We start from the raw sequence: 23913 nt of genomic DNA, 5'->3' as shown, positions 1-23913 counted from the left end.
TGGTTATCCCGATAAAAGCATCGCGAACGGTTTTGCCATGGGGGCTCTGCGCGGCTCGGATGGTGCCTTCATCTGCGGCGTGATGGCGGCGCATACGACGAATGCGGGCCGCGTTTATTTCGCGGCGGGCACGCCTGATCTTTCAGACTTGAGGCTGGACGGCAGCGTCGATCTCGCGACGAGCCTGACCCGCGAACTGACGGAAGAAACGGGCCTCACGGAGACCGAATTTCATGTCGATGACGAATGGATCATCGTTCAGCGCTGGCCGACCATCGCCCTGCTGCGCATGGTGACGATGCCGATGACGGCGGAGGAGGGCGCAGCGATGATCCGCGCCAATATCGCTAAGGAGGCAGAACCCGAATTGCAGGATGTGCGGATCGTCCGCAGCGTGAATGATATCGACCACGAGACGATGCCGCTCTTCCTGCAATCCTTCTTCGAGTGGGTCTTCACTCACGCATAGCCGTGGCGCCGCTTCGTTGCGTTGATCATCCGCACGGCATCCGCATCGCGCCCGGCGGTGCAGGCGGTTTCTGCCTGTGCGATTTCCCGCTCGACCCGGTTGAAGACCGATTGATTGACATGGCCCATGGCGAGGTCGTTGGTCATGACGGCCCGGTAGCGGGCGACCTCGCCTTGGCAGCCGGAGCCCGCTGGCATGCTGAAGCTGGAAGGAGTGACGCTGGTGCTAGACGGAGCGGGGGCCGTCGAGGCCGTCTGGTTGCAGGCAGCCAGCGGCAGGGTCACAAGGCCGCTGAGGCACAGCAGGCGGATGGAAGGTTTCATGAGAAGCCCCTTTGATTTGATGGTCCAGATTGAATAAAAGCCAAGCTTGACCTGATCTAGTGCGATTTTCCGTCCTTCCAGTCCTGATCGGGCGTGTGATATTTCCCATACAATAGTCGAGCTTTGACTTTTCGTTTGTTTCAACGGCTTGCCATTTCAGGGTTCCCTCGCTACAAACGAGCCGTTGTTCGCGGCAGGGCCGCGGCCTTTGGAGGATTGGGCAGCGATGATCATCGGCTCCCAGAGCGCAGAAAAGAACGGCACCGCTTCCGCGGCCGGTCGCGCGCGTCTCCTTGGCCTCCTTCTCCTTAGCCGCCCCTGAGGGTCGGCTGGGCGTTGTCGCCTGGGCACTCAGGGGTCTCGAGAAAAGCAGGAACAACCTTGAGCGCGTGACCTATCCCTGGCCCGCTCCCCCGAGAAGGACAAGACCATGACCGCCACCAATTCCGGCTCCTCCAAGGACCGCGTCATCATTTTCGACACCACCCTGCGCGACGGCGAGCAATGCCCCGGCGCGACCATGACCCTGGAAGAGAAGCTGGAGGTTGCAGCCCTCCTCGACACCATGGGCGTCGATGTGATCGAGGCGGGCTTCCCGATTGCCTCCAACGGCGATTTCGAGGCGGTTTCCCTGATCGCCCAGCAGGTGAAGAACGCGACCGTCGCCGGTCTGGCGCGCGCGATTTCCGCCGACATTGCCCGTGCGGGCGAGGCGGTGCGCCATGCAGTCAGGCCCCGCATTCACACCTTCGTCTCCACCTCGCCGATCCACTTGGCACACCAGATGCGCAAGTCGGAGGAAGAGGTGCTGGAGATCATTACCACCACCGTGACGCAGGCGCGCAACCTCATCGAGGATATCGAGTGGTCGGCCATGGACGCCACGCGCACGCCCATCGATTATTTGTGCCGCTGCGTGGAAGCCGCCATCAAGGCCGGCGCCACCACCATCAACCTGCCGGACACGGTGGGCTATGCGACGCCGGATGAATACCGCGCCATGTTCAAGGCCGTGCGCGAGCGCGTGCCGAATGCCGACAAGGCGATATTCTCCGCTCATTGCCACAACGACCTCGGCCTCGCTGTCGCGAACTCGCTGGCTGCGCTGGAAGGCGGCGCGCGCCAGATCGAATGCACTCTCAACGGCATCGGCGAGCGCGCGGGCAATGCGGCTTTGGAAGAGATCGTGATGGCGATCAAGACCCGCGGCGACGTGCTGCCCTACGAGACCGGCATCGAGGCGACGATGCTGACCCGCGCGTCGAAGCTCGCCTCCGCCGCGACTTCGTTCCCTGTGCAGTATAACAAGGCCATCGTGGGCCGGAACGCCTTCGCGCATGAAAGCGGCATCCACCAGGACGGCATGCTGAAGAACGCGCAGACCTACGAGATCATGACGCCGGAGAGCGTCGGCGTATCCAAGACCTCGCTGGTCATGGGCAAGCATTCCGGCCGCGCGGCCTTCCGCAACAAGCTGGAAGAGCTGGGCTACAGCCTCTCCGATAACCAGTTCCAAGATGCCTTCGAGCGCTTCAAGGATCTCGCCGACCGCAAGAAGCACGTTTACGACGAAGACATCGAGGCGCTGGTCGATCAGAACATCGCTACCGCGCATGACCGCATCAAGCTGGTCTCGCTCTCCATCGTCGCCGGCACGCGCGGCCCGCAGCGCGCCACCATGCGCCTGATGGTCGACGGCAACACGGTGATCGAGGAGCAAGAAGGCAACGGCCCGGTGGACGCCACCTTCAATGCCATCAAGGCGCTTGTGCCGCACGAAGCCGTGCTGGAGCTCTATCAGGTTCACGCGGTGACGGAAGGCACGGACGCCCAAGCCGAAGTCTCGGTGCGCCTCTCCGCCGATGATCGTAGCGTGACCTCCCGCGCCGCCGATCCCGACACGCTGGTGGCCTCCGCGCAAGCCTATCTCGGCGCGCTCAACAAGCTCATGAGCCGAGGCGCACGCCTGCACGCGCAGCACGCGGCGGAGTAATTACTCGCTTCTTCAACTTGAGATCAGGGCTCGCTCGGCGGGCCCTTTTCTTTTGGCGATCGCGTGTGACTTCCGTGACCGGTATGTTTCCTGCCACCAAGTTTAGTTTCTGCGTGCTCGCTCCAGAGCCACAAAACCAGGAAGCTCCAAAAGCTGCTCCCTAAGCTGGCAAGCCAGCCCGTTGCCAGAAAGATGGTGCTGAAGAAGCCCTTGGTGAATTGCCATAGAGTCAGCCGGGGAAAGCGCTTTTCATCGTCTTCGTCGAACATGGAAAGCTAGCCTTGGAATCCTCACCACGCTGACACTTTATATCACGAGGTGCCGTCTGCTTTAAGTCTCCGGCACCGGAAACGCACTCTGCGGCTTGATCGTCGAAAGCACGAAGCTCGAGCGCACATCGGCGACGCCGGGCAGGGTGAGCACGCGGTTCATAGTGAACTCGCCGAAATCTTCGATATCTTTCGCCACCACATGGACGATGAGGTCCACCTCGCCGGCGAGGGCATGGCAGGCAATGACCTCCTCATAGCCTTTCAGGCGGTCCACGAGGCGCGTGCGCCAGCCGGGCTCCGATTGCTCCAGCTTGATGAACACGAATGCCTCCACCTCGAAGCCCAAAGCTTTGCGGTTCACCAGCGCCCGATAGCCTTCGATGATTCCGTCCTCCTCCAGCGCCTTGAGCCGCCGCAGGCAGGGGGAGGCGGCAAGCCCGACCTTTTCGGCCAAGGCCGCATTGGGCATCCGCCCCTCGCCCTGGAGTACGCGCAGGATCCGCCTGTCGGATGGGGAGAGGGGGCGCTTCATGGATGACCTCGTCGATATCTTAAGGTCATTTTATGACCGTCCTGGCCAAGTTCCAGGGGCGTTCGGGCGGATAATGACCGGGGCAGGGTGTTAATATTCCGTCACAATAAAACGGAGGAGAACGTCATGAATACCGCGAGCGGCAGCGATGACCCGCGCGACTACATCCGCGACCAGGGCTTCGAAACCTATACGGAGACCGACCATTCCACGTGGCGGACGCTTGCCAAGCGCCAGCGCGAGATCCTGAAGGGCCGCATCGCGGATCAGTTCCTGGAGGGCCTGGACAGCCTCGGCATCGGTGAGGAGGGCATTCCCGACTTCCGCGTGATGAACCAGCGCCTGAAGGCTGCAACGGGCTGGGAGGTGGCCGCGGTGCCGGGACTGATCCCTGATCTCGCCTTCTTCCGCATGCTGGCAAACCGCCAGTTCCCGGCGGGGTTCTGGATCCGCAAGCCTGAGCAGATCGATTACATCGAGGAGCCGGACATCTTCCACGATGTGTTCGGGCATGTGCCCCTAATCATGCAACCGATCTATGCGGATTATCTCGAGGCCTACGGCAAGGCTGGCCTCGTGGCCGCCGAGCACGGGGCCTTAAAGTATCTGGCGCGGCTCTACTGGTACACGGTGGAGTTCGGTCTCGCCCAGACGCCGGAGGGCATGCGGATCGTCGGTGCCGGCATCGCCTCTTCCCCCGGCGAGACGATCTTCGCGCTGGAGAGCCCCTCGCCGAACCGGGTCGCCTTCGACCTCGGCCGGGTCATGCGTACCCTCTACCGGATCGACGATTATCAGGAGACCTATTTCGTGCTCGACGGCGTCGAAACCTGGCCGAGCCTGGACGTCGAGCGCCTGATTCCCCTCTGGAAGGAATTGGCTGCCCAGGACGAGATTCAGCCCGGAGACATCCAAGACGAGGACCGCGTTCTCACCCGCGGCGACGGCAGCTATCATCGCGGAAAATCGAAATCCGCCGCCTGACGGAAAAACCTTTGCAAATGGGCTAGACAGGGGCCGTGCGGTTTGTTACACGCACGGCCTCTTCAGCGGATAACGCGCCGCTGAAAGCGTTTTGGTAACGGGTGATTAGCTCAGTTGGTAGAGCAGCTGACTCTTAATCAGCGGGTCGTAGGTTCGAGCCCTACATCACCCACCAAAACACTACGAGGGTTGTAGGGCTTTCCCCTCGTCACTTGCTATAGATCGTCCCTTTACGTTCTCATCAAGACGCGCCTTTGCGGCGATGCTCCATCGCTTTCTTCGCATGTATCGCTTCGCCTTCGAAGAGCGTCGTGACAGCGTGTTTGCTCCAGCAGAGACGCGGAGGAATACGGTTCTGAAGATCCCCCGCAGACTACTCTCCAGGCTGTTCCGATAAGCCGAGCCGCCCCAAGACAGCTTCCGTGATCCGAGCGCAACGAGCGCCTCCGAACGGGAAGACATCGGCCAGTGCGGATGACAGGGTTTTATCGAGAGACTGTCTCAGAAGACGCCGGGCGCGATGCAGCCTGGTTTTTACGGTTTCCGGGCGCAGACCGAGATGAGATGCGGTTTCCTCGATACTCATCTCCTCGATATCTCTGAGCATGAACACCGTGCGAAACGGATCGGGCAGCTGATCTACCGCCCGTTCGAGCAGGCGCCGTATCTCGGCTCTGGCGACAGTCGTTTCCGGATCGCCGTCCTGACGAGCCGATGGCAGGAAGATCACTCGTGCCTCCCCTTGATCGTTGATGGAGTCGATGGCTGCCAAATCAACCGAGGGCCGCCGCTGCCGCAGCCGGCCCAGCGCCTCGTTGAGGGTGATGCGCGTGAGCCAAGTCGAGAGCTTCGCCTCGCCTCTGAACTGGTCGAGGTGGGCAAAGGCGCGTGTATATGCTTCTTGGACGACATCTTCTGCCTCGCTGTCGTCCCGAAGAACGCTGCGGGCAATACGGTAGAGCTGGCGGTTATGCCTTTGCATGATCTGACGGAAGGCACCCGTTTCTCTCCCGCGGGCGAGCTCGACCAAGCCTTTATCGTCCAGGTCCTCCAATCGTGCCGCAAGCGTCTTGAACTGCATGGCCAAGCTCCTGTGCCTAGCGATTAGATAGGCCAGAACGATAAAGGTTCCCGAAGACTCCAGTATGCCTATGAAATGCGCCGCACGATACCTTGACGCATGATCTCATCGACCGAAGGGAATGCGCGGAGCGCAATATCTGGAACTGGTTCCTTGCCCTGTATCGCGGCTGCGGCTTGGCGATGTTCCTCCGGCTTGCCGACAATGATGCGTCCGACCATTCCCGCATGCTCGTGAGGGATGCAGAAGAAGTCGTAGACACCCTCTACCGTAAGCGTGACCGAGAAGCTCTCATTCGGCAGCAGGTAATCCGAGTTCCATGGCTCGGCCTTCTCAGGAATGCGCAAGGGGTGCTCAAAGTTCTTCGGATGGTAAGCTGTTGCCGTGTGGGAATTTCCAGGATCCAGGTTGATCCAACGGATGGTCCGTCCAGGCTCGATGCGCAGGCCGATCGGATTGAACCAGACGTGAGAACCATCGGCATTGCCCTGCATCCGAATCTCGACCGGCTCATGGGCCAGCGCAAGCCGGGGCCAGGCAAAACCGGCGAGGATTCCCCCGCCGATCTGCAGGAAGTGTCTGCGCGATGTGATCACTTCGCGGCCACCCGCTTCTCATCGGCCTTCGGCACATGCCATAGAACGACATGGACATGGGGCTTTTCGACGCCGGGATGTCCGGCGTTGAAGTACACATCCACATGATCAACCTTGCCGCCGGGCGCTGCTAGATCGTCGAAGCGCTTGTCCTTGTTCGAAAGATCCTCGATGGGCAGCATGTAAACCGTGCTGACGAGTCGGCCATCGTGGTCATAAGCGAGGAAGGGGCCCGCCGGCAGGGTTGCGGGATTGACATAGAGCTGACCGAGACCTGGCAGGAAGTCGGGCAGCTTCACAAGCTCGCTCACCTTTTTGTAGGCGCCGGTGGGCGGGGCCTTCTCCACTTGGTCGGCCGCCAAAGCCGGCAAGGTGAGAGCGGCGGCTAGGGCAAGTGCGGTGAAAGCAGTCCTCATGGCATCCTCCGTTGGTGCGCCAGACCTGTTTTCGGTCTGCACATCCACGTTGGATGGGAGGCACCCTGAAAGGTTCCCGGATTTTAGCAGCCTGGAACTCGGAATGGGGTCGGCCCTCGCTCTTTGCCTCGTCAATAGCCCTTTCCGATAGGGCAGGTAGTTTTCCGGCTCTACTGAAAAAGCAGCTGCCGTCCGGCCGCTCGGTCTGCTATATGAGGCCTAGTTCTCCCGGCTGCGGTGGGCGGCCTGACCCATGGGGCCGCGATGTCGCATTCATCATCGAGAGTTGTTATTTGCGGGGCCGGCATCGCTGGCGTCGCAGCAGCCTATTCTCTCGCCGTCGAACATGGCGTTGAGCATGTGACTCTGGTCGATGAGGGCAATCCCCTTTCGCTCACGTCGGATAAATCGACCGAAGCCTACCGCAATTGGTGGCCCGGCCCTGATTGGGCCATGACCGCTTTCATGGACCGCAGCATCGATCTCATCGAGGGGATCGCGCGGGCAACCGACAACCGGATCAATCTCAATCGTCGAGGCTATGTCTTCGCGACCTCCGATGTGGGCAAGATCTCTTTTCTTGAGGAAATGGCGAGATCGGCCGAGGCGCGTGGCGGCGGTGCCGCAAGATTTCACACTACGGCGCAGAGTGACTATATACCGTCGTCCGAACGTGGTTTCGATGATGCGCTGAAGGGCGCGGACGTCATCACCGATGTAAGTCTTATCCGCCGTCATTTCCCTTATCTAGCGCCCGAGACGGTTGCGGTTGCGCATGCCCGACGCGCAGGGTGGCTCAGCGCCCAGCAGCTTGGAATGGTGCTGCTGGAAGAAGCCCGCGCGCACGGCGTGCAGATCGTGAAGGGTAGGGTTGTCGCCATTGACATGGGAGGCGGCCGGGCCCGCGGGGTCGAGATCGAGCAGGAGGGTGAGCGCCGGACGCTWGCGGCGACACATGTGGTGCTGGCCGCCGGGCCGATGCAAGCCGAGATGGCGCGCATGATCGGCGTCGATTTGCCGATCAGGGCCGAGCGTCATTTCAAGGTCAGCTTTCCCGATACCCTTGGCGGTATGCCGCGCAATGCGCCGATGCTGATCTGGCTCGACGAGCAGCAGCTTCCCTGGAGCGATGAGGAGCGCGCCGCGCTCGAGGCCGACGAAGAAGCCCGATGGCTTCTTGGGACATTTCCCGCAGGCGTGCATGGGCGGCCCGATGGAGCATCGGCCACGCTCATCCTCTACAACCACCATGGCGATGCGGTCGATCCGATCTTTCCGCTGCCCGAGCCGGAATATTACCCCGAGATCGCGCTGCGCGGCATGTCGACCATGGTGCCCGGGCTCAAGGTCTATAACGGGGAGACGCCGCGGCCTTATATCGACGGCGGCTACTACATGAGAACGCAGGAGAACCGGCCCCTGATCGGACCCGTTCAGGTCGAAGGCGCCTACATCTCGTGTGCCTATTCGGGCTTCGGCGTGATGGCGTCATGCGCGGGCGGAGAACTCATCGCTCGCCATATCACGGAGTCGACGCTGCCCGACTACGCGCCGGCCTTTCTGCTGTCCCGTTATCAGGACGCCGACTACTGCGCGTTGCTAGAACGTTGGGGTGACGGCGGTCAGCTCTGAAGGGGATGCATGCCGCGTTACGTCTGGGGTGCGGACAGGGCCTGTTGGAGTTGAGCAGGGGCGATCGCAACCTTCAGAACCGTTCCGCCGAAATCCAGGACCAGGACAGGCTTGTCGCCGCCATGGTCGATCCGCGTGCTCAAGGGCTGCACCGGCACGCTTTTGGCGTGGTTCGGCCCAGCGTCCCCGGAAAAGGTTCTGGGCGGCTTTCCCTGATGGGTTCGCACCATCTCGTTGAGCAGGTCCGTCACCATGGGAGTGGAATCCACCGTGCTGAGAAGGATCTCGTATTCCCGACCCGTATCGGCGCGAACACCCAAGATGACAATCTCACCGTCGTTCGAAACCTGGACCCGCCAGGCTTTTGAACCAATTCTCTTGACCAAACCTGTCACTCCCGATGAATTCTTTCGGGCCTGTTGAGACGACTCAACGGCTCGAAAGGCCTGTGCGGTCACCTATATCCCAGACTCAAGCCTAAATTGAAGAGTATGTCTTCAATCCATTCTCTCATGGTCTGGCATCGGAAGGCAGCTTTCTCCGGCCTGCTTGCTATAGAATGAAGTAAGTTTCAGTGAACTGAAACGGATCATCGAGGTGGATGGCAAAATCCGCGACGCCATCGCCATTCACATCGCCATACACATAGGTATCGCTTGGCTCGCGCTCATAGCGCAGCTCTCCGGCTGTCTTGCTGAAGCCTTTCGTTCCGATGAAGTCGAAGGCCTGGTTCCCGCGCTTCAGCGTGTTCGCATCGATGGACGCCAGATGGATCTTGTCGTCCTGGGCCGGGGAGAAGTCGAAGATCGTGTCGCGCCCAGCCGCATTGATCGTGCTGTCGGAAGCCGATTTGAAGATGAATATATCGGCGCCAGCGTTGCCCCAAAGATCGTCAGCTCCGGCTCCGCCCGTCATCCTGTCAGTGCCGGCACCGCCCTTGATGATGTCGTTTCCACTTCCGCCAGAAAGCGCATCGTTGCCGCCATTGCCTGTGATCCGATCGCTGAAGCGCGTTCCGGTATAGGTATCGTTGCCGCCGGAACCGATGAGCTTTTGAGCCTCGTCGGCGATGGCCGCATTGAGAACAGCGGGATTGGCCTTCCGGCTTGAAGCAACCCCGCCCATGAGGCCGGAAACCAATGAGTGGAACTCCGTGCCCATGATCGAGAGTCCGGAAATTTTGACCTGGGTCGCGCTGTTGGCAATGCGCCCCGCGCCATCCTCGGTGAACTCACCCGATGTCTTGTAGCTGTTCCCCAGTGTTCCGAGCCGCACCGTGGTCAGCGTTCCACTCACGACATGCTTCGCGAGTTCGTAGGAAATGGCGCTGCCGTCCAGCACGATCGCCTTGGTGTTCGATCCGTTCATGTTCCCGAGCAGGACGATCTGCGTTCCTTTAAACTCGCCGGAGCCGCCCAGGATGTAAGGCCATCCCTCTAAGGAGAAATCCCTGAAATAGGTCTTCATATAATTGTTGAAGTTCACACCCTTCCCGGTGTTGTCCGCAGTCAACCTGATCGTGATTGTCATATCCGTTCCCTCAATATGCTTCAGCTCATGTCATGCATGTGGGCTTGTCTGCACCCTCAATACAATTTGACCGACAGCGATGCCTTGGCGTTCAGGCCAGGGCTCGGATCGCCGTTCAGATAGACGGTGTATTGCCGGTCGAAAACGTTCTCGACCACGAGCCCGGCCGTAACGCGCTCATTGACGTTCCAGTTCGCAAACAGATCGACCAGGCTGTAGGCATCTCCGATGAATCCTAAATCCTCCGCGTTGTCCTTGGTCCCGACCAGTGACACGCGTGTGCCGACTTCGAGGCGGTTGTTGAAGGCGCGAATGCCGAACGTGCCCGTCAGCCTGCTCGGAGGAACCTTGACGAGTTCCTCGTTGGTGCGGCTGTTCTCGCCTTGAAGCACATGGCCGGAGATGCCCATGAAGTAGGATCCGGCATCGTAGATCCCTTCTGCCTCGAATCCGGTGATCACGGCCTCGGCGATGTTCTGGTACTGGTATCCGCCAGGGATCGGAAAGCGCATGAAAACCTGTTCGATGTAGTCCTCGACCCGATTGTGGAAGAGACCGAATTTCATGCGCAGGCGATCATCCTCGACAGCGATATTGTCGAACCGCAGATTGATGCCGCCTTCGATGTTGTGGGCAATCTCGGGCTTCAGATATGGATTGGGGAAGAACCGCCCCGCGCTCAGCGGGGGAGGGTGGAAGCCATCGATCAAGGTTTCCGTCAGAGCGGGCGCGCGATAGCCCTCCGCATAGCTCGCGTAAAAGGTCACGGGCTGCCAGGGTGTGATTCCGACCGTGATCTTCGGCGAGAGCCGCGTGCCCTCGTTCTCGATGCCGTGGCCTGTCAGGCGATACGAGTCGAAACGTAAGGCGCCGATGACTTCGAGCCAATCCGAGAATGCTGCGCGATCCTGAAGGAAGAAGCCATAGACAAGGCGTTCTCCTGAAGGCGTGAGCAGGTCGCTGATCCCGAGAGAGTCCTTCGTTTCGACCTTGTCCTGAAACAGGTCGCCCCCGTAAGTGATCTCGTGATTGAGAGGGCCTGTCTCGAAGCGCGAGGTGTTGAAGACGTCGAAGCCGACTGTGCCGATATCGAAGGTTTTGGCGGCTCCCGAGTTCAGACCCTCCAGGGTTGTCTGCTGCACATTCGTGCCGCTGTAATAGACCTTGGCGCTCAGGTCCCAGACCGGGGAGGCAGGCGTCCACCGGTAACCGGCGGTGAACGTATCGGCGATGGCTTCGGTCCGGTAGAGAGTCGAAAGACCGTTGGAGAAATCATTGCCGATGCGCAGGGCCGACAGCGTAATCTCCTGATCGGCTTCCGGGCGGATACGCGTCTTGAAGAGGCCGGAGAGAAGATCCTGCGCCGTGTCGTCGATGAGGGTTCCGTCGCCTGAATAATACTCCCCGGCGGAGCGCCAGGTTGCGGCTCCCAGGATGTCGAACTTTTCGCTCGGGCGGGCAGCCACCGCTCCATGCAGGAGGGGCGTGTTGCCATTCGTCTCCCATACTCCCTTGAGCCGGCCTGCCACATCAACGCCGTCGGGCAGAACGTCGCCGGCGTCGATCGTCGTGAAGCTCACCACGCCGCCGATGGCGCCGGACCCGTAGATCGACGCGGCAGGCCCGCGCGTGACGTCTACGGACTTCATCATCTCGGGGTCGAAGTAGAAGGTCCCCTTCGCCGAATGCCCCTCCCGCTGGAAATTCTGGCGTGCGCCGTCGACCAGGACGTTCACGCGGCCGAAATCCTGCAGGCCACGGACATTGACGCCAACCCCTGGGTCGCCCGGTGCCGACTGCGTCGTCACGCTYGGTATGAGGCGAAGAACATCTGACACGCTGCTCGGCTGAATCTGCGTCTCGATCTGCTCCCGGCCGATCACGCTCGATGCGGACAGGGAATCATACACTCTCTCGCCCGCCTTGGTCGCCGTCACGGTGATCGCATCAAGGTGGATGACCGCATCGCCGGCTGGCGCGCTTGGTGAAACCTCCTGTGCCGTGAGGGTCGATGCCGACGCGGCGAGAATGGCCAGAGCCATGGGCATTTCGATGCGGCTGAAACGAAGCGAAGACACAGGAGAAGCGACCTTGTGTAGAAAACAAACGGCAGATGAGAAGGTCGGAGGTATCGTTCACCTCCGACCTTCGCTTGTTAGAGGACGAAGTAGGTCTTCGTGAGGGTGAGGCGGTCGTCGAGATGGATCGTGAAATCCGCGATCTTGTCGCCGTTCACGTCGCCGTGAATGTACGTGTCACTCTTCGCCTTCTCGTAGCGAAGTTCACCGGCCCTGCCACTGAACGCCTTCGTACCGATGAAGGAGAAGGCTTGGTTGCCTCCCTTCGTCGTATTGGCGTCGATATAGGAAAGATGGATCTTGTCCTTCTGCCTTGCCGAGAGATCGAGGATCGTGTCGCGACCGGAGGCTTCCACAGTCGATTCCTTGATCGACCTGAAGATGAAGGTATCCGCGCCTGTGCCTCCGCTCAGCTTATCGGCGCCCAACCCGCCCTGCAGCTTGTCGTTGCCGCTTCCGCCATAGAGAAGATCGTTTCCGCCGTTGCCCAAGAGCTTGTCGTTTCCGGCGCCACCGGACAGCTTGTCCCGGCCGATCTTGCCGTTTAGCACGTCGTTCCTGGTCGATCCGGTTCTCGCTTCAAGCTCGTCCCCGACTGCGATCGTGATCAGCTRGTTCGACACTTGACCACTCGAATCCGTAGCTTGGACAGTGATGGTATGGCTTTGGATCTTCTCGTAATCGAGCGTCTTTGCGAGCGTGAGCTTGCCATCCGCCGTCAGGCTGAAATAGCCGCCGGGATTGTTGGCCAGGCTATAGGCGATTGCATGACCCTCGGGATCGGTCGCAGACAGCATGCCGACCCGTGTGCCAACCTCGGCATTCTCCGAGATCACGGTCTTCGAAAGCGCGATGCCCCCTGGAGCTTCGTTGACATCCCCGACCGCCAGCGAGAATTCCTTGAAGACGACATGGCCATCTGCGTCGGTGACCTTCACGCGGATGGTATGGCTCTTTGCCGTCTCGTAGTCCAAGCCGGCTTTCAGGCGTAGCTTCGTTCCGGATATTTCGAAGAGCCCACCGGCATCGTTGACAAGGCTGAACGTGAGTGACTTGCCTTCGGGATCGAGCGCGGAAAGGTCTCCGAGCTCATCACCCACCCTTGCACTCTCGAAGACCGAGGCGACCGACAGCTTCACGTCCTTGGGAGGAGCTCCCGGAAGCTGGACGTTGCGAACGGTGTCGAGGGTGACATCCGAAAATGTCGCGGCCTCGACACTCTTCAGGATCGTCGTGCCTTTTCCATCGTTCCGAGCGACGGTGTAGCTGCCGTTGTCCTGCCGTGTGATCGTGTAGTCTGAAACCACACCGCTGAAGATCGCCTGATCGTAGTCGTTCCCGCCGTCGATTGTGTCGTTGCCTTGGGTCGCGCCGAACACATCGTCGCCGTTCCCGCCGCTGATGGTATCCGTAAAGGCCGTTCCCGCATAAAAGTCTGCCTTGGCCGATCCGATGAAGCGCTGGGCATACTGGTCGAGGGCGTTGGCGTATGTGTCCAGCTTCGCAGTGCTTGCCGATTTTCCAGCCATATAGGCAGCCGCAAAGTTGTGGACCGCTCCATTGGCTTCGATTTCGGTTTCTTCGGTCGGGTTGCCCGGAACAGCATTGAACAACTCGAGGCCGGTGATCCTCAGCTGCGCGCTGCCACCGACGAAATAGCCGTTGCTGTCGAAGCTTCCGCTTCCACGGGTTCCATACTCGATGGTGTTGATCGTTCCGGCAACGGTGTGCGTTCCCCAGGCGTACTGGAGACTGCCGTGGGCGAAGACATATTTGCCTGCCGAGCCATCGCCGTAGCCCAGGAACATTTCCTCGCCGGCAGCACTGACGGGAGTAGGCGGAGTATTATCGAAGGAAGGCAGGCCGCCTGTGACGCCCGATATGAAGCCGCCGCGAATGAACGCCTCGAAATCCATACCGTCGGCGCCGCTGGCATCGATGACGATCGTGCCTTGGGATGCGACATCGTCGGAGGTGATGGTTGCGTCGGAAAACTGGAAGTTTTCCACGCGGGTGACTCTGTTGTTTCCTTCCGATCCGGTGGCCCGCTTGTCGCTGATCGTGAAGCTGCCATCGGCGTTCTCGACAACATTGTAGTCGGAGYGCCGGCCGGAGAACACCGCGATGTCGTTGCCTTCGCCACCATCGATGATGTCGTTGCCCGCACCGCCCTTGATGGTGTCGTCGAATTGCGTGCCGGTATAGGTGTCGCCGCCGCCTGAGCCGATGAAGTTCTGGGCATAGCTCGCCTGAAGGCCCTGGAGCGGGTTGGTATTGCCGGCCTTCAGGCTGCTGTAAAGATTCATGATGGTGTTGTCGGGTGTGGCGCCGGTGCGAGCTGCCACGTTGATGTCGAAGCCCGAGATCTCGACCTGAGTCTCAAGACCCTGTATCCGGCCAGCCTCTCCCGTGCCTTCTGTCGCGGTGGTGACACCTTCGACCCAGTTGCCCAGAATGACTTTTTGCAGGTAACCGGACAGGGCGTGAGGATAGCTCGGGCCGTAATGGATCCAGTCATACGCAAAGTTGCCGCCATCCAGCAACACATGCGCGGTGCTGTCTGCGAAGCCGAAGTCGAGCTGACTTCCATTCATATAGTACGTGCTGCCGAAGACGCTGTCCGGCGTGCCGCCATAGAACTTTTCGCTTCCGGCCCCCGAGGCGTAGGTCGCGAGGTAGGTATTCCAATTGACTCCGCTCGAAGCTGCGGATGCATCGATGGTGATGGTATTGGACGTGGACACGTCAGCTCCCTTTGCTGCCTCACAGGACCGCAGATGTCGGACCTCGATGAATGACACAGGAGTCGGCAGCCGCAACCCCACTGGGAGAGGGCTTTTACTTAAGTTTATAAGCAGAGTCTATAGTTTCGACAAATATTAGAATTTGTATAAGCTGTATGAGTCTCGTTTATTTTAATTATAATGATTATAAACTATACATGAATGACAGTTTAAGATGATATTTATAAGTATAGAATGATTATAATCTACATTTTTACCATTGACGGCCACGCGGGAGCGGGCAACAACTTCCGCCACATGGAGCCAGCAGCAGCCTAGTTCGGCTGTGTGCGAGTACTGGGGGCTGTTGATGAGTGTATCGAGGGTTGCGAGAGTTCCGGCTGCGCCGGTACCGTTCTACGCGAGCGGCAAGCGCAGCCGCGATCTCGCCACTGAGCTTGGAATCTCCGAGGCCGAACTTCTGGCCTCTCATGATGGTCCTGAAGTTGTTCGACTCGGCGGCGAGATGTCCGATCTCATTCATGCTTTGCCCGAACTCGGCGAAGTGATGTCCCTGACCCGCAATGACGCGGCCGTTCATGAGAAAGTGGGCGCCTTCGGCAATATCACGTTGAGCGGGAAGACCGGGCTTGTCCTCAACGATGCGATTGACCTCAGGCTCTTCCTCGATCATTGGCGCTTCGCATTCGCTGTCGAGATTCCGGATGAAAAAGGGCTCCGACGCAGCATCCAGATTTTCGATGAAGCAGGTGAAGCTGTCCTCAAGGTTCATTTGAAAGCGACATCCGATATTGGAGCGTTCAACGCCATTCGGGACCGGCTTGCCGATTCATCGCTGGAGTTCGCGACGGCGCCCAAGCCGCTTCCAAGGCCCGAGACTCCTGCGAATGACATCGATGTCGAGGGGTTTCGCCAAGCGTTCAGAGCCATGCGCGACATTCATGAGTTCTTTCCTCTCATGAGACGTTTCGGCCTCACCAGGCGGCAGAGCATCGATGCGCTCGAGGGTGAATTCGTCCACCGCCTGGATGTGCTCAGCCCTCGTCAGCTTCTGGAGAATGCCGCTGCCGAGGCGTTGCCGATCATGTGCTTTGTCGGCAACCAGGGCAGCATTCAGATCCATCACGGCGCGGTTTCGAACATCAAGATCATGGGGCCATGGCTGAATGTTCTCGACACCGGCTTCAACCTTCATCTGCGGCAGGATCTGGTCAGCGAGGCTTGGCTGGTGCAGAAGCCGACGCGGCACGGCATCATCACGTCTGTTGAACTTTACGCCGAGGACAGGAGCCTCATCGCTCAGTTCTTCGGCGTACGAGAAGAACAGAGCCCGGAAGATCCGAATTGGCGCCGACTGGCGAGCAGCCTTTCCTCGTAACTTGAATGCGCTGAAAGCAGGCAGAGGCCTGCCGGCGATCAAAAATAAAGTGATCGGTACCGTGACTGGCGCATGGCCTGATACGGTATCCGTAAATGCGATTGTGCTCGGCGTACGGACTTATCAATGTAGGGGCATATCGAAACTGGCGCTCAAAAGACCGAGTGCCAAGGAACTTGGCTCTCGCTGGCTGGTTTGAAGGTCTTCATCAAGAGGAGGATCTTCCATGTTCCTACGTGTCGATAAACTTCAAGTCGATCTCCCGTCTCCGAAACGCCAGGATCCGAACGCCGCCGCGGCCCTTCAGGAACTTTTGGGTGGCAAGTACGGCGAGATGTCGACACTCGGGAACTACATGTTCCAAAGCTTCAATTTCCGCAGCAAGAACAAGCTCCGCCCCTTCTACAGCCTCGTCGCCGCCATCACGGCCGAGGAGCTCGGCCATGTCGAGCTCGTCAGCAACGGGGTTGCGATGCTTAACAACGGCCCTGATGATGCGAACGACGACGAAGTCGGCGGCGCCGACATTTCCGATGCGCCCTTCGAGGACATGAAGGACATTCGTCTTGCGGCCGCGTTCCTCTCCGGTGGCGGCGGGGCTATGCCGGTAAACAGCAATGGCCAATCGTGGAACAATGACTTCATCACCACGACGGGCAATGTCGTGCTAGATCTCTTGCACAACTTCCACCTCGAATGCGGAGCCAGGCTGCACAAGCTGCGCGTCTACGAGACGCTTTCCGATCCGACCGGGCGGGAGGTCTGCGGTTATCTTCTGGTCCGTGGTTCGGTTCATGCCCATGCCTATGCACTGGCGCTGAAGAAGATCACCGGCGTCGAGATCGAGAAGATGCTGCCGACACCCAATATCCCGCTGGGCAACATTCCCGAATGCCAGAAGTACCTCGCGGAAGGTTCTCACCGGCGCCTCTACACGTTCAGCCCGGATGACTACAAGGAGATGGCAGGCATCTGGGGCAATGGCGAGGTGGCTCTGCCAGACGATCCGCCAGGCGAATTGACGGTGGTGGAAGGCATGCCGGACGGCGGCAAGATCCATCAGCTTACGGGCGTGCCCTCGGCATTCACGCCGGATTATTCGCCCGAAGAGATGTTCGAGATCGCCACCAAACTCTACAAGGCATCGCGCTAAGGCATCGGCAGGAAAGAGGTGACTCTTTCCTGCCGCTCTCTCTTCGAAGCAGCGCAGTCGCGTACCCGATATCGGGGTGATCTCTATCGCACCTGCGAAATTCGAAACCAGTCAGACGCGCCAAGCGCTTGAGCCGCTTGTGGCGAGCCTGTGCTCGATTCGTGAGGCTTTTCTTGACGGGGCGAATGCCGGTTGGCGACCAGCGGCCATCGCAAATTCAGCGAAAGGACGTGAATCCTATAGCGAGTTTACCCGCAGCTCCCTCTGTACGCCCTTTTAGCTTCAGACAGACGCTTGCACTCCCTTCGCGGCCCACGTAGGCTTGGCGTAAAGATAAGAACGAATGCCGATAACGAGGGCTTTAGGGAGAAAAGCTCATGGGAGCAGGGGTCCGTGATCCACGGCATAAGCTCTCACATGAAGCCGTCGCCGCCGACTGGTGGATGAAGATGGCGCAGGCTGCCCCTGGCCGGACCTGGGAGGCGGCTCGGTGACTCTCGTTCTTGACAATGTAAGCAAGAGTATCGGTGCGGAAACCCATATCCAGGGGGTGTCGCTTACCTTCGCGCCTGGGTCCCTCAATGTATTGCTGGGGGCGACATTGGCGGGCAAGACCTCGCTCATGCGGCTCATGGCTGGCTTGGACGTGCCATCGACAGGACGGGTTCTCGTCAACGGGCATGATGTGACAGGCTGGGCGGTTCAACGCCGCAGCGTCGCGATGGTCTATCAGCAATTCATCAACTATCCGTCGCTCAGCGTATATGAAAACATCGCCTCGCCGCTGAGGGTAGCGGGCCTCAAGGCCGACGAGATCGCCGCGCGGGTGAGGGACGCGGCAAAGCTCCTCAAGCTCGAGCCTTATCTGGATCGCAAGCCCCTGAACCTCTCAGGAGGACAGCAGCAGCGCACCGCGATCGCCCGGGCGCTCGTGAAACGGGCCGATCTCGTTCTGCTGGATGAGCCTCTGGCGAACCTCGATTACAAGCTGCGCGAGGAGCTGCGTGAGGAATTGCCCCGCATCTTCGCGGCTTCCGGCGCCATCTTCGTCTATGCCACGACCGAGCCGACGGAAGCGCTGCTCCTCGGTGGAAATACCGCAACTCTTTTCGAAGGGCGCGTCACGCAATTCGGCCCGACCGCTCAGGTCTATCGCCAACCGCATGATCTGATCACTGCGGGAGTGTTTTCCGATCCTCCGTTGAACAAGCTCATGGCGCATAAGTCAGGCAGCGCCCTCGGCCTCATCGTCGGCCGTGAGATCCGCACTGTCGATGGCTTCGGGCATGTTCCAGACGGTGAATACACCGTCGGGTTCCGAGCGCATCATCTGAGCCTGGAACCCTCGAGCGCCGAGAGTTTCGCCATTCCGGCGACCGTATCGGTCGCCGAGATCACCGGCTCGGAGAGTTTCGTGCATCTCGATGTGGGCGAGCATCGCCTCATCGCCCTCGTGCCGGGCGTCAAACGTCTCGAACCGGGTTCCTCCGTCATGACTTATCTCGATCCGCGTCATCTCTTCTTATTCGATGGAGCAGGCCGCTTAGCGGCTGCCGACATCGCCCGGCTGGTCGCCTGAGGAGCGCGAGATGGCCCGCATCACCCTCGACCATCTCGCCCACTCCTACCAGCCCGATCCCCAGGGCCCACAGGATTACGCCCTCAAGGAGATCAATCACGTCTGGAGCCAGGGCGGTGCCTATGCGCTGCTTGGCCCATCCGGCTGCGGAAAGACGACGCTCCTCAACATCATCTCGGGGCTGGTACGCCCGACTCGCGGGCGCATCCGCTTCGGTGACCAGGACGTGACGGATCTTCCCACGGAAGCGCGCAACATCGCCCAGGTATTCCAGTTCCCTGTTGTCTACGACACCATGACGGTGCGCGAGAACCTGGCTTTCCCGCTCAAGAACCGAGGCGTACCTCGCGAGCGCACCAACGCCAGGGTCGAGGAGATCGCGCGCCTGCTCGATCTCCGGCGCGTGCTCGACCGCAAAGCCAGCAATCTCACCGCCGACATGAAGCAGAAGATCTCGCTGGGTCGCGGGCTTGTGCGATCCGACGTGGCGGCGATCCTGTTCGACGAGCCCCTGACCGTCATCGACCCGCACTTGAAATGGCAGCTTCGCTCGACCCTGAAGGAGATTCACCGCGCGCTCGACATCACTATGATCTACGTGACGCACGATCAGACCGAGGCGCTGACCTTCGCCGACAAGGTGGTTGTCATGCACGACGGCGCCGTGGTGCAGACCGGGACGCCCGAAGAGCTGTTCGAGCGCCCGGCCCACACCTTCGTGGGACATTTCATCGGCTCGCCCGGCATGAACATCCTGCCCTGCCGTGTGGAGGGCGCAACGGCCTATATCGGTAGCGAGGCCATTGCGTTGTCGCGCGCCTACCGGGCGCTTCCTCAAGCCGAGCGGATCGAGCTTGGTATCCGGCCCGAGTTCCTGCGGCTGCAGCGGCGCGGCACGGGCCTGCCCGTGCGTGTCAGGCGCATCGATGATATCGGCCGCGCGCGGCTCGCACGTGTCGAGATGAGCGGTCGCCCGCTCACCGCGAGCGTGCCGGAGGATATGGTTATCGAGGGCGACGAGGCCGCGCTCGCCTTCGATCCGCGCCAAGTGCACATCTACGCAGACGGGCATCTGGTGCCGGGCGAACCTGCCGGAGTTCATGCGCGATGAAGACCCTCAACAACAAGGCATGGTTCCTGGTCCTGCCGGTCTTCGCCATCGTGGCGTTCTCGGCGGTTCTGCCGATCATGACGGTGGTGAATTATTCGGTACAGGATACCTTCGGCAACAACCAGTTCTTCTGGAACGGAATCGGCTGGTTCCAGGAACTGCTCGACCCGTCGAAGGAACTTGGCGGACGCTTTTTCGAGGCGTTGTGGCGCACGCTCCTGTTCTCGGCGATCATCCTGGCCATCGAGATCCCGCTCGGAATTCTCGTGGCGCTCTCGATGCCGCGGGAGGGATGGACGGTGGCGCTCTGTCTCGTGCTCATGGCGCTGCCGCTGCTCATTCCGTGGAACGTGGTCGGCACCATCTGGCAGGTCTTCGCGCGCGGTGACATCGGGCTCCTCGGCTGGAGCATCAATCGTCTGGGTATCGACTACAACTACACGGGCGATGCGCTCGATGCCTGGGCCACCATCATCGTCATGGATGTCTGGCACTGGACGAGCCTTGTGGCGCTCCTGTGCTATGCGGGCCTGAAATCCATACCCGATGCCTATTATCAGGCAGCGCGCATCGATGGCGCGTCACGCTGGGCCGTGTTCCGCACGATCCAGCTACCCAAGATGCGCCGCGTGTTGCTGATCGCGGTGCTCCTGCGCTTCATGGACTCCTTCATGATCTATACCGAGCCCTTCGTTCTCACCGGTGGCGGGCCGGGTAACGCCACGACATTCCTGTCCATTGATCTGGTGAAGCTGGCGCTCGGCCAGTTCGATCTTGGCAAGGCGGCCGCCATGTCGCTCGTCTATAACCTGATCATCCTTGCCATCTGCTGGGTCTTCTACACGGTGATGACCAATGTGGATGCCGATCGCGAAAGGGTGGAGGCATGACCGATACCGTCGCCATTGGAACCACCGACACCAAGGCAGCGCCGGTTGCAGCCAACCGCGCCATCGCGGGCCCCAAGGTCAACGGAAAGGCCGTGGTGATGACGCTCTACCTCCTGTTCCTGATGCTGCCGATCTACTGGCTCGTGAATATGAGCCTGAAGACCAACATGGAAATCACGTCGGGCCTTACGCTCTGGCCGCGCGAGATCACCTTCGACAACTACATCAAGATCTTCACGGATTCGAGCTGGTACTCCGGCTACATCAACTCGCTCACCTACGTGATCATCAACACGGTTCTGTCGATCTCCTTCGCGCTGCCGGCGGCCTACGCCTTCTCGCGCTACCATTTCCTGGGCGACAAGCACCTGTTCTTCTGGCTTCTTACCAACCGCATGGCGCCGCCTGCGGTGTTCGCACTGCCGTTCTTCAACCTCTATTCCGCCATCGGCCTCTTCGACACGCCTTGGGCCGTTGCCCTGGCGCATTGCTTGTTTAATATTCCTCTCGCGGTCTGGATTCTCGAAGGCTTCATGTCTGGCGTGCCGCGGGAGATCGACGAGACGGCGGCCATCGACGGCTATTCATTCCCGCGCTTTTTCGTGAAGATCTTCATGCCGCTGATCGCCTCCGGCATCGGTGTCGCGGCCTTCTTCTGCTTCATGTTCTCGTGGGTCGAACTTTTGCTGGCGCGTACGCTCACCACCGTGAACGCTAAGCCCATCGCCGCCACCATGACGCGCACCGTCTCGGCCTCCGGCATGGACTGGGGAATGCTGGCTGCGGCTGGCGTGCTCACCATCCTGCCGGGTGCGCTCGTAATCTGGTTCGTCCGTAACTACATCGCCAAGGGCTTTGCCTTGGGCCGCGTGTGAGGGGAAGTGCCGATGCCTGATTTCGCCTGGATGGCCTGGACGTGGCAGACGGCGCTCTTCTTCGCGGGGATCGCCAGCCTTCTCCTGGTGATGACTGTACTTGCCGTCTACCGCCCGGAAACGGAGCGAGTCGGAGTGCTGCGCGTTCCCACCACGCGGGGCGACCGGCTTTTCATTACGCTGCTTGGCGCAGCCTTCATCCATCTCGCCTGGCTCGGACTCTTCGGTCCGGACCAACTCTGGTGGGCTTTCGGCCTTTCTCTTGTTTATGCGGCGGCCGTGTTCCGCTTCGTGTGAGGGCAAGGGTCAAGAAGACTCTGCGGCTTGAACGAGCCGACGAGACCGACCGGCGATCAATGCCGGCCGATAATGGGAGGAAGAAAACATGTTGCCAAAGTCGCGTCTCACGCTGCTTGTCTCGGCAAGCACAATCGCGTTGGCGCTCGGGTCGAGCGCCGCGCTTGCAGGCATGGAGGAAGCCCGTCGCTGGGTCGACAGCGAATTCCAGCCCTCGACGCTCTCCAAAGACGATCAGATGAAGGAAATGGAATGGTTCGTGAATGCCGCGAAACCCTTCGCGGGCATGGAGATCAACGTCGTCTCCGAGACCATCACGACCCATGAATATGAGGCTAGGACGCTCGCCAAGGCGTTCTCGGAAATTACCGGCATCAAACTCACCCACGACCTCATTCAGGAAGGCGACGTGGTGGAGAAGATCCAGACCCAGATGCAGTCGGGCCGCAACATCTACGATGCATGGGTGAACGATTCCGACCTGATCGGCACCCATTTCCGCTATAAGCAGGCTGTTGCGCTCGACGACTGGATGTCGGGCGAGGGCAAGGATGTCACGTCGCCGACTCTCGACATCAACGACTTCATCGGCAAGTCCTTTACGACCGCGCCGGACGGCAAGATGTACCAGTTGCCGGACCAGCAATTCGCGAACGTGTACTGGTTCCGCTACGATTGGTTCCAGCGTCCGGACCTCAAGGAAAAGTTCAAGGCCAAGTATGGCTACGACCTCGGCGTGCCGGTGAACTGGTCGGCCTATGAGGACATCGCCGAATTCTTTACCAACGACGTGAAGGAGGTCGACGGCGTCAAGGTCTACGGCCACATGGATTACGGCAAGAAGGATCCATCGCTCGGCTGGCGCTTTACCGATGCGTGGCTGTCCATGGCGGGCAATGGCGACAAAGGCATTCCCAACGGCAAGCCCGTCGACGAATGGGGCATCCGCATGGAGGGCTGCCGGCCGGTCGGTTCGTCGGTCGATCGCGGCGGCGACACCAACGGCGCTGCCGCCGTCTACTCGATCGCGAAATATCTCGAGTGGATGAAGAAATACGCTCCGCCCCAGGCGAACGGCATGAACTTCTCCGAGTCGGGACCAGTGCCGGCGCAGGGCAACATCGCCCAGCAGATCTTCTGGTATACGGCCTTCACGGCGGACATGGTGAAGCCCGGCCTGCCGGTGGTGAACCAGGACGGCACACCGAAATGGCGTATGGCTCCCTCGCCGCATGGCTCGTACTGGAAGGAAGGCATGAAGCTCGGCTACCAGGATGCCGGTTCGTGGACGCTTCTAAAGTCCACCCCGGTGGATCGGCGCAAGGCGGCTTGGCTCTATGCCCAGTTCGTGACCTCGAAGTCCGTCTCGCTGAAGAAGAGCCATGTCGGCCTCACCTTCATCCGCGAGAGCGACATCTGGGACAAGAGCTTCACCGAGCGCGCGCCCAAGCTCGGCGGCCTCATCGAGTTCTACCGCTCGCCCGCCCGCGTGCAATGGACGCCGACCGGCAACAACGTGCCGGATTATCCGAAGCTCGCGCAGCTCTGGTGGCAGAATATCGGCGATGCGGCTTCCGGCGCCAAGACCCCGCAGCAGGCGATGGATTCGCTCGCCGCCGCGCAGGACGAAGTGCTGGGCCGTCTCGAGCGCGCCAACGTGCAGGGCGAGTGCGGTCCGAAGCTGAATCCGAAGACCTCGGAAGAGGACTGGATCAAGAAAGCCGCAGCTGCCGGCACCATCGCGCCGCAGCCCAAGCTCGCCAATGAAAAGCCAAAGGGCGAGACGGTGGATTATGACACGCTCATCAAGAGCTGGCCCGCTTCGCCACCCAAGCGCAGCTGATCCTCGCTTGGAATAACACGGGGAGAGGACGTGAGTCCTCTCCCTTTTCCATTTCGGCATTGTTCGCACTTTCAGTCATTGTTATCAGGCTTGCGTCAGGTCCCGAATGGCCTGTCTGCTCATAAGGTCATTGACGC

At 60.2% G+C, this 23913-nt stretch carries 21 protein-coding genes, 1 tRNA gene and 1 pseudogene; 13 read left to right on the top strand and 10 right to left on the bottom strand.

All coding sequences use genetic code 11. From position 1 onward, the window contains the following. A pseudogene (locus ACXJKO_RS18015) lies at positions 1-469 on the top strand (NUDIX hydrolase); the annotation flags it as partial. On the opposite strand, the gene ACXJKO_RS18010 reads toward ACXJKO_RS18015, so the two are convergent. Further along, entirely contained in the window at positions 460-792 is a 333-nt protein-coding gene (locus tag ACXJKO_RS18010; protein WP_457092465.1) for a hypothetical protein, read from the bottom strand. The pseudogene ACXJKO_RS18015 and the gene ACXJKO_RS18010 overlap by 10 nt on opposite strands. 430 nt (positions 793-1222) lie before the next feature. On the opposite strand from ACXJKO_RS18010, the gene ACXJKO_RS18005 reads away from it, so the two are divergent. After that, on the top strand, positions 1223-2785 hold the full coding sequence (locus ACXJKO_RS18005; protein WP_457092464.1) for a 2-isopropylmalate synthase: 1563 nt from the start codon (positions 1223-1225) through the stop codon (positions 2783-2785). Positions 2786-2808: 23 nt separating this feature from the next. Here ACXJKO_RS18005 and ACXJKO_RS18000 read toward each other — a convergent pair whose 3' ends face one another. Next, positions 2809-3054, bottom strand: a complete 246-nt coding sequence (locus ACXJKO_RS18000) for a hypothetical protein (RefSeq protein WP_457092463.1) — start codon at positions 3052-3054, stop codon at positions 2809-2811. A 61-nt stretch (positions 3055-3115) separates the two neighbouring features. Further along, positions 3116-3589, bottom strand: coding sequence for an Lrp/AsnC family transcriptional regulator (locus ACXJKO_RS17995; RefSeq protein ID WP_457092462.1), 474 nt, complete (start codon positions 3587-3589; stop codon positions 3116-3118). Positions 3590-3715: 126 nt separating this feature from the next. Here ACXJKO_RS17995 and phhA point away from each other — a divergent pair, with 126 nt between their 5' ends. Next, complete coding sequence (phhA, locus tag ACXJKO_RS17990) at positions 3716-4573, top strand: phenylalanine 4-monooxygenase (RefSeq protein WP_457092461.1); 858 nt, start codon at positions 3716-3718, stop codon at positions 4571-4573. A gap of 99 nt (positions 4574-4672) precedes the next feature. Next, positions 4673-4748 (top strand) — tRNA-Lys (locus tag ACXJKO_RS17985). 198 nt (positions 4749-4946) lie between these two features. On the opposite strand, the gene ACXJKO_RS17980 is transcribed toward ACXJKO_RS17985, so the two are convergent. The 3 genes from ACXJKO_RS17980 to ACXJKO_RS17970 all read right to left on the bottom strand — a co-directional run bounded on the left by ACXJKO_RS17980 (position 4947) and on the right by ACXJKO_RS17970 (position 6666). Further along, positions 4947-5654: an RNA polymerase sigma factor gene (locus ACXJKO_RS17980; protein WP_457092460.1), complete on the bottom strand. Its 708-nt coding sequence runs from the start codon at positions 5652-5654 to the stop codon at positions 4947-4949. A gap of 68 nt (positions 5655-5722) precedes the next feature. Continuing rightward, positions 5723-6148 carry a plastocyanin/azurin family copper-binding protein gene (locus ACXJKO_RS17975; protein WP_457092459.1) on the bottom strand — a complete coding sequence of 142 codons (426 nt, stop codon included), beginning with the start codon at positions 6146-6148 and terminating at the stop codon, positions 5723-5725. A 98-nt stretch (positions 6149-6246) separates the two neighbouring features. After that, positions 6247-6666: a DUF5602 domain-containing protein gene (locus ACXJKO_RS17970; RefSeq protein WP_457092458.1), complete on the bottom strand. Its 420-nt coding sequence runs from the start codon at positions 6664-6666 to the stop codon at positions 6247-6249. Positions 6667-6930: 264 nt separating this feature from the next. Between ACXJKO_RS17970 and ACXJKO_RS17965 the strand changes: the two genes are divergently transcribed. After that, the gene (locus ACXJKO_RS17965; RefSeq protein ID WP_457092457.1) at positions 6931-8298 is read left to right on the top strand and encodes an NAD(P)/FAD-dependent oxidoreductase; all 1368 of its coding nucleotides are present in this window, start codon (positions 6931-6933) and stop codon (positions 8296-8298) included. A gap of 17 nt (positions 8299-8315) precedes the next feature. Here ACXJKO_RS17965 and ACXJKO_RS17960 read toward each other — a convergent pair whose 3' ends face one another. The 4 genes from ACXJKO_RS17960 to ACXJKO_RS17945 all read right to left on the bottom strand — a co-directional run bounded on the left by ACXJKO_RS17960 (position 8316) and on the right by ACXJKO_RS17945 (position 14650). Beyond that, positions 8316-8684 carry a hypothetical protein gene (locus tag ACXJKO_RS17960; protein ID WP_457092456.1) on the bottom strand — a complete coding sequence of 123 codons (369 nt, stop codon included), beginning with the start codon at positions 8682-8684 and terminating at the stop codon, positions 8316-8318. A 166-nt stretch (positions 8685-8850) separates the two neighbouring features. Continuing rightward, a complete protein-coding gene (locus ACXJKO_RS17955) occupies positions 8851-9828 on the bottom strand; it encodes a M10 family metallopeptidase C-terminal domain-containing protein (RefSeq protein WP_457092455.1) in 978 nt (325 codons plus the stop codon). Between the two features lie 56 nt (positions 9829-9884). Further along, a complete protein-coding gene (locus ACXJKO_RS17950; protein ID WP_457092454.1) occupies positions 9885-11870 on the bottom strand; it encodes a TonB-dependent hemoglobin/transferrin/lactoferrin family receptor in 1986 nt (661 codons plus the stop codon). Positions 11871-11983: 113 nt separating this feature from the next. Continuing rightward, positions 11984-14650, bottom strand: a complete 2667-nt coding sequence (locus tag ACXJKO_RS17945; RefSeq protein ID WP_457092453.1) for a cadherin domain-containing protein — start codon at positions 14648-14650, stop codon at positions 11984-11986. 349 nt (positions 14651-14999) lie between these two features. On the opposite strand from ACXJKO_RS17945, the gene ACXJKO_RS17940 reads away from it, so the two are divergent. From ACXJKO_RS17940 to ACXJKO_RS17905, 8 genes are all read left to right on the top strand, one after another. Then, complete coding sequence (locus ACXJKO_RS17940) at positions 15000-16028, top strand: hemin-degrading factor (RefSeq protein WP_457092452.1); 1029 nt, start codon at positions 15000-15002, stop codon at positions 16026-16028. A gap of 226 nt (positions 16029-16254) precedes the next feature. Continuing rightward, positions 16255-17181, top strand: a complete 927-nt coding sequence (locus tag ACXJKO_RS17935; protein ID WP_457092451.1) for a manganese catalase family protein — start codon at positions 16255-16257, stop codon at positions 17179-17181. A gap of 490 nt (positions 17182-17671) precedes the next feature. Beyond that, positions 17672-18760 (top strand): ABC transporter ATP-binding protein, encoded by a 1089-nt coding sequence (locus ACXJKO_RS17930; protein WP_457092450.1) that lies wholly within the window; start codon positions 17672-17674, stop codon positions 18758-18760. Between the two features lie 10 nt (positions 18761-18770). Beyond that, complete coding sequence (locus ACXJKO_RS17925; RefSeq protein ID WP_457092449.1) at positions 18771-19871, top strand: ABC transporter ATP-binding protein; 1101 nt, start codon at positions 18771-18773, stop codon at positions 19869-19871. Next, complete coding sequence (locus ACXJKO_RS17920) at positions 19868-20761, top strand: carbohydrate ABC transporter permease (RefSeq protein WP_457092448.1); 894 nt, start codon at positions 19868-19870, stop codon at positions 20759-20761. The genes ACXJKO_RS17925 and ACXJKO_RS17920 overlap by 4 nt, the downstream gene beginning before the upstream one ends. Positions 20762-20859: 98 nt before the next feature. Continuing rightward, positions 20860-21636: a carbohydrate ABC transporter permease gene (locus tag ACXJKO_RS17915; protein WP_457092466.1), complete on the top strand. Its 777-nt coding sequence runs from the start codon at positions 20860-20862 to the stop codon at positions 21634-21636. Positions 21637-21648: 12 nt separating this feature from the next. Continuing rightward, on the top strand, positions 21649-21933 hold the full coding sequence (locus tag ACXJKO_RS17910; protein WP_457092447.1) for a DUF2160 domain-containing protein: 285 nt from the start codon (positions 21649-21651) through the stop codon (positions 21931-21933). 88 nt (positions 21934-22021) lie between these two features. Beyond that, positions 22022-23776, top strand: a complete 1755-nt coding sequence (locus tag ACXJKO_RS17905; RefSeq protein WP_457092446.1) for an ABC transporter substrate-binding protein — start codon at positions 22022-22024, stop codon at positions 23774-23776. The last annotated feature ends 137 nt before the right edge of the window (positions 23777-23913 follow it).

This window comes from Microvirga sp. P5_D2, from assembly GCF_054049475.1.
Note: the sequence above shows the minus strand (reverse complement) of the source record. Positions and strands in the feature narration are given on the sequence as shown.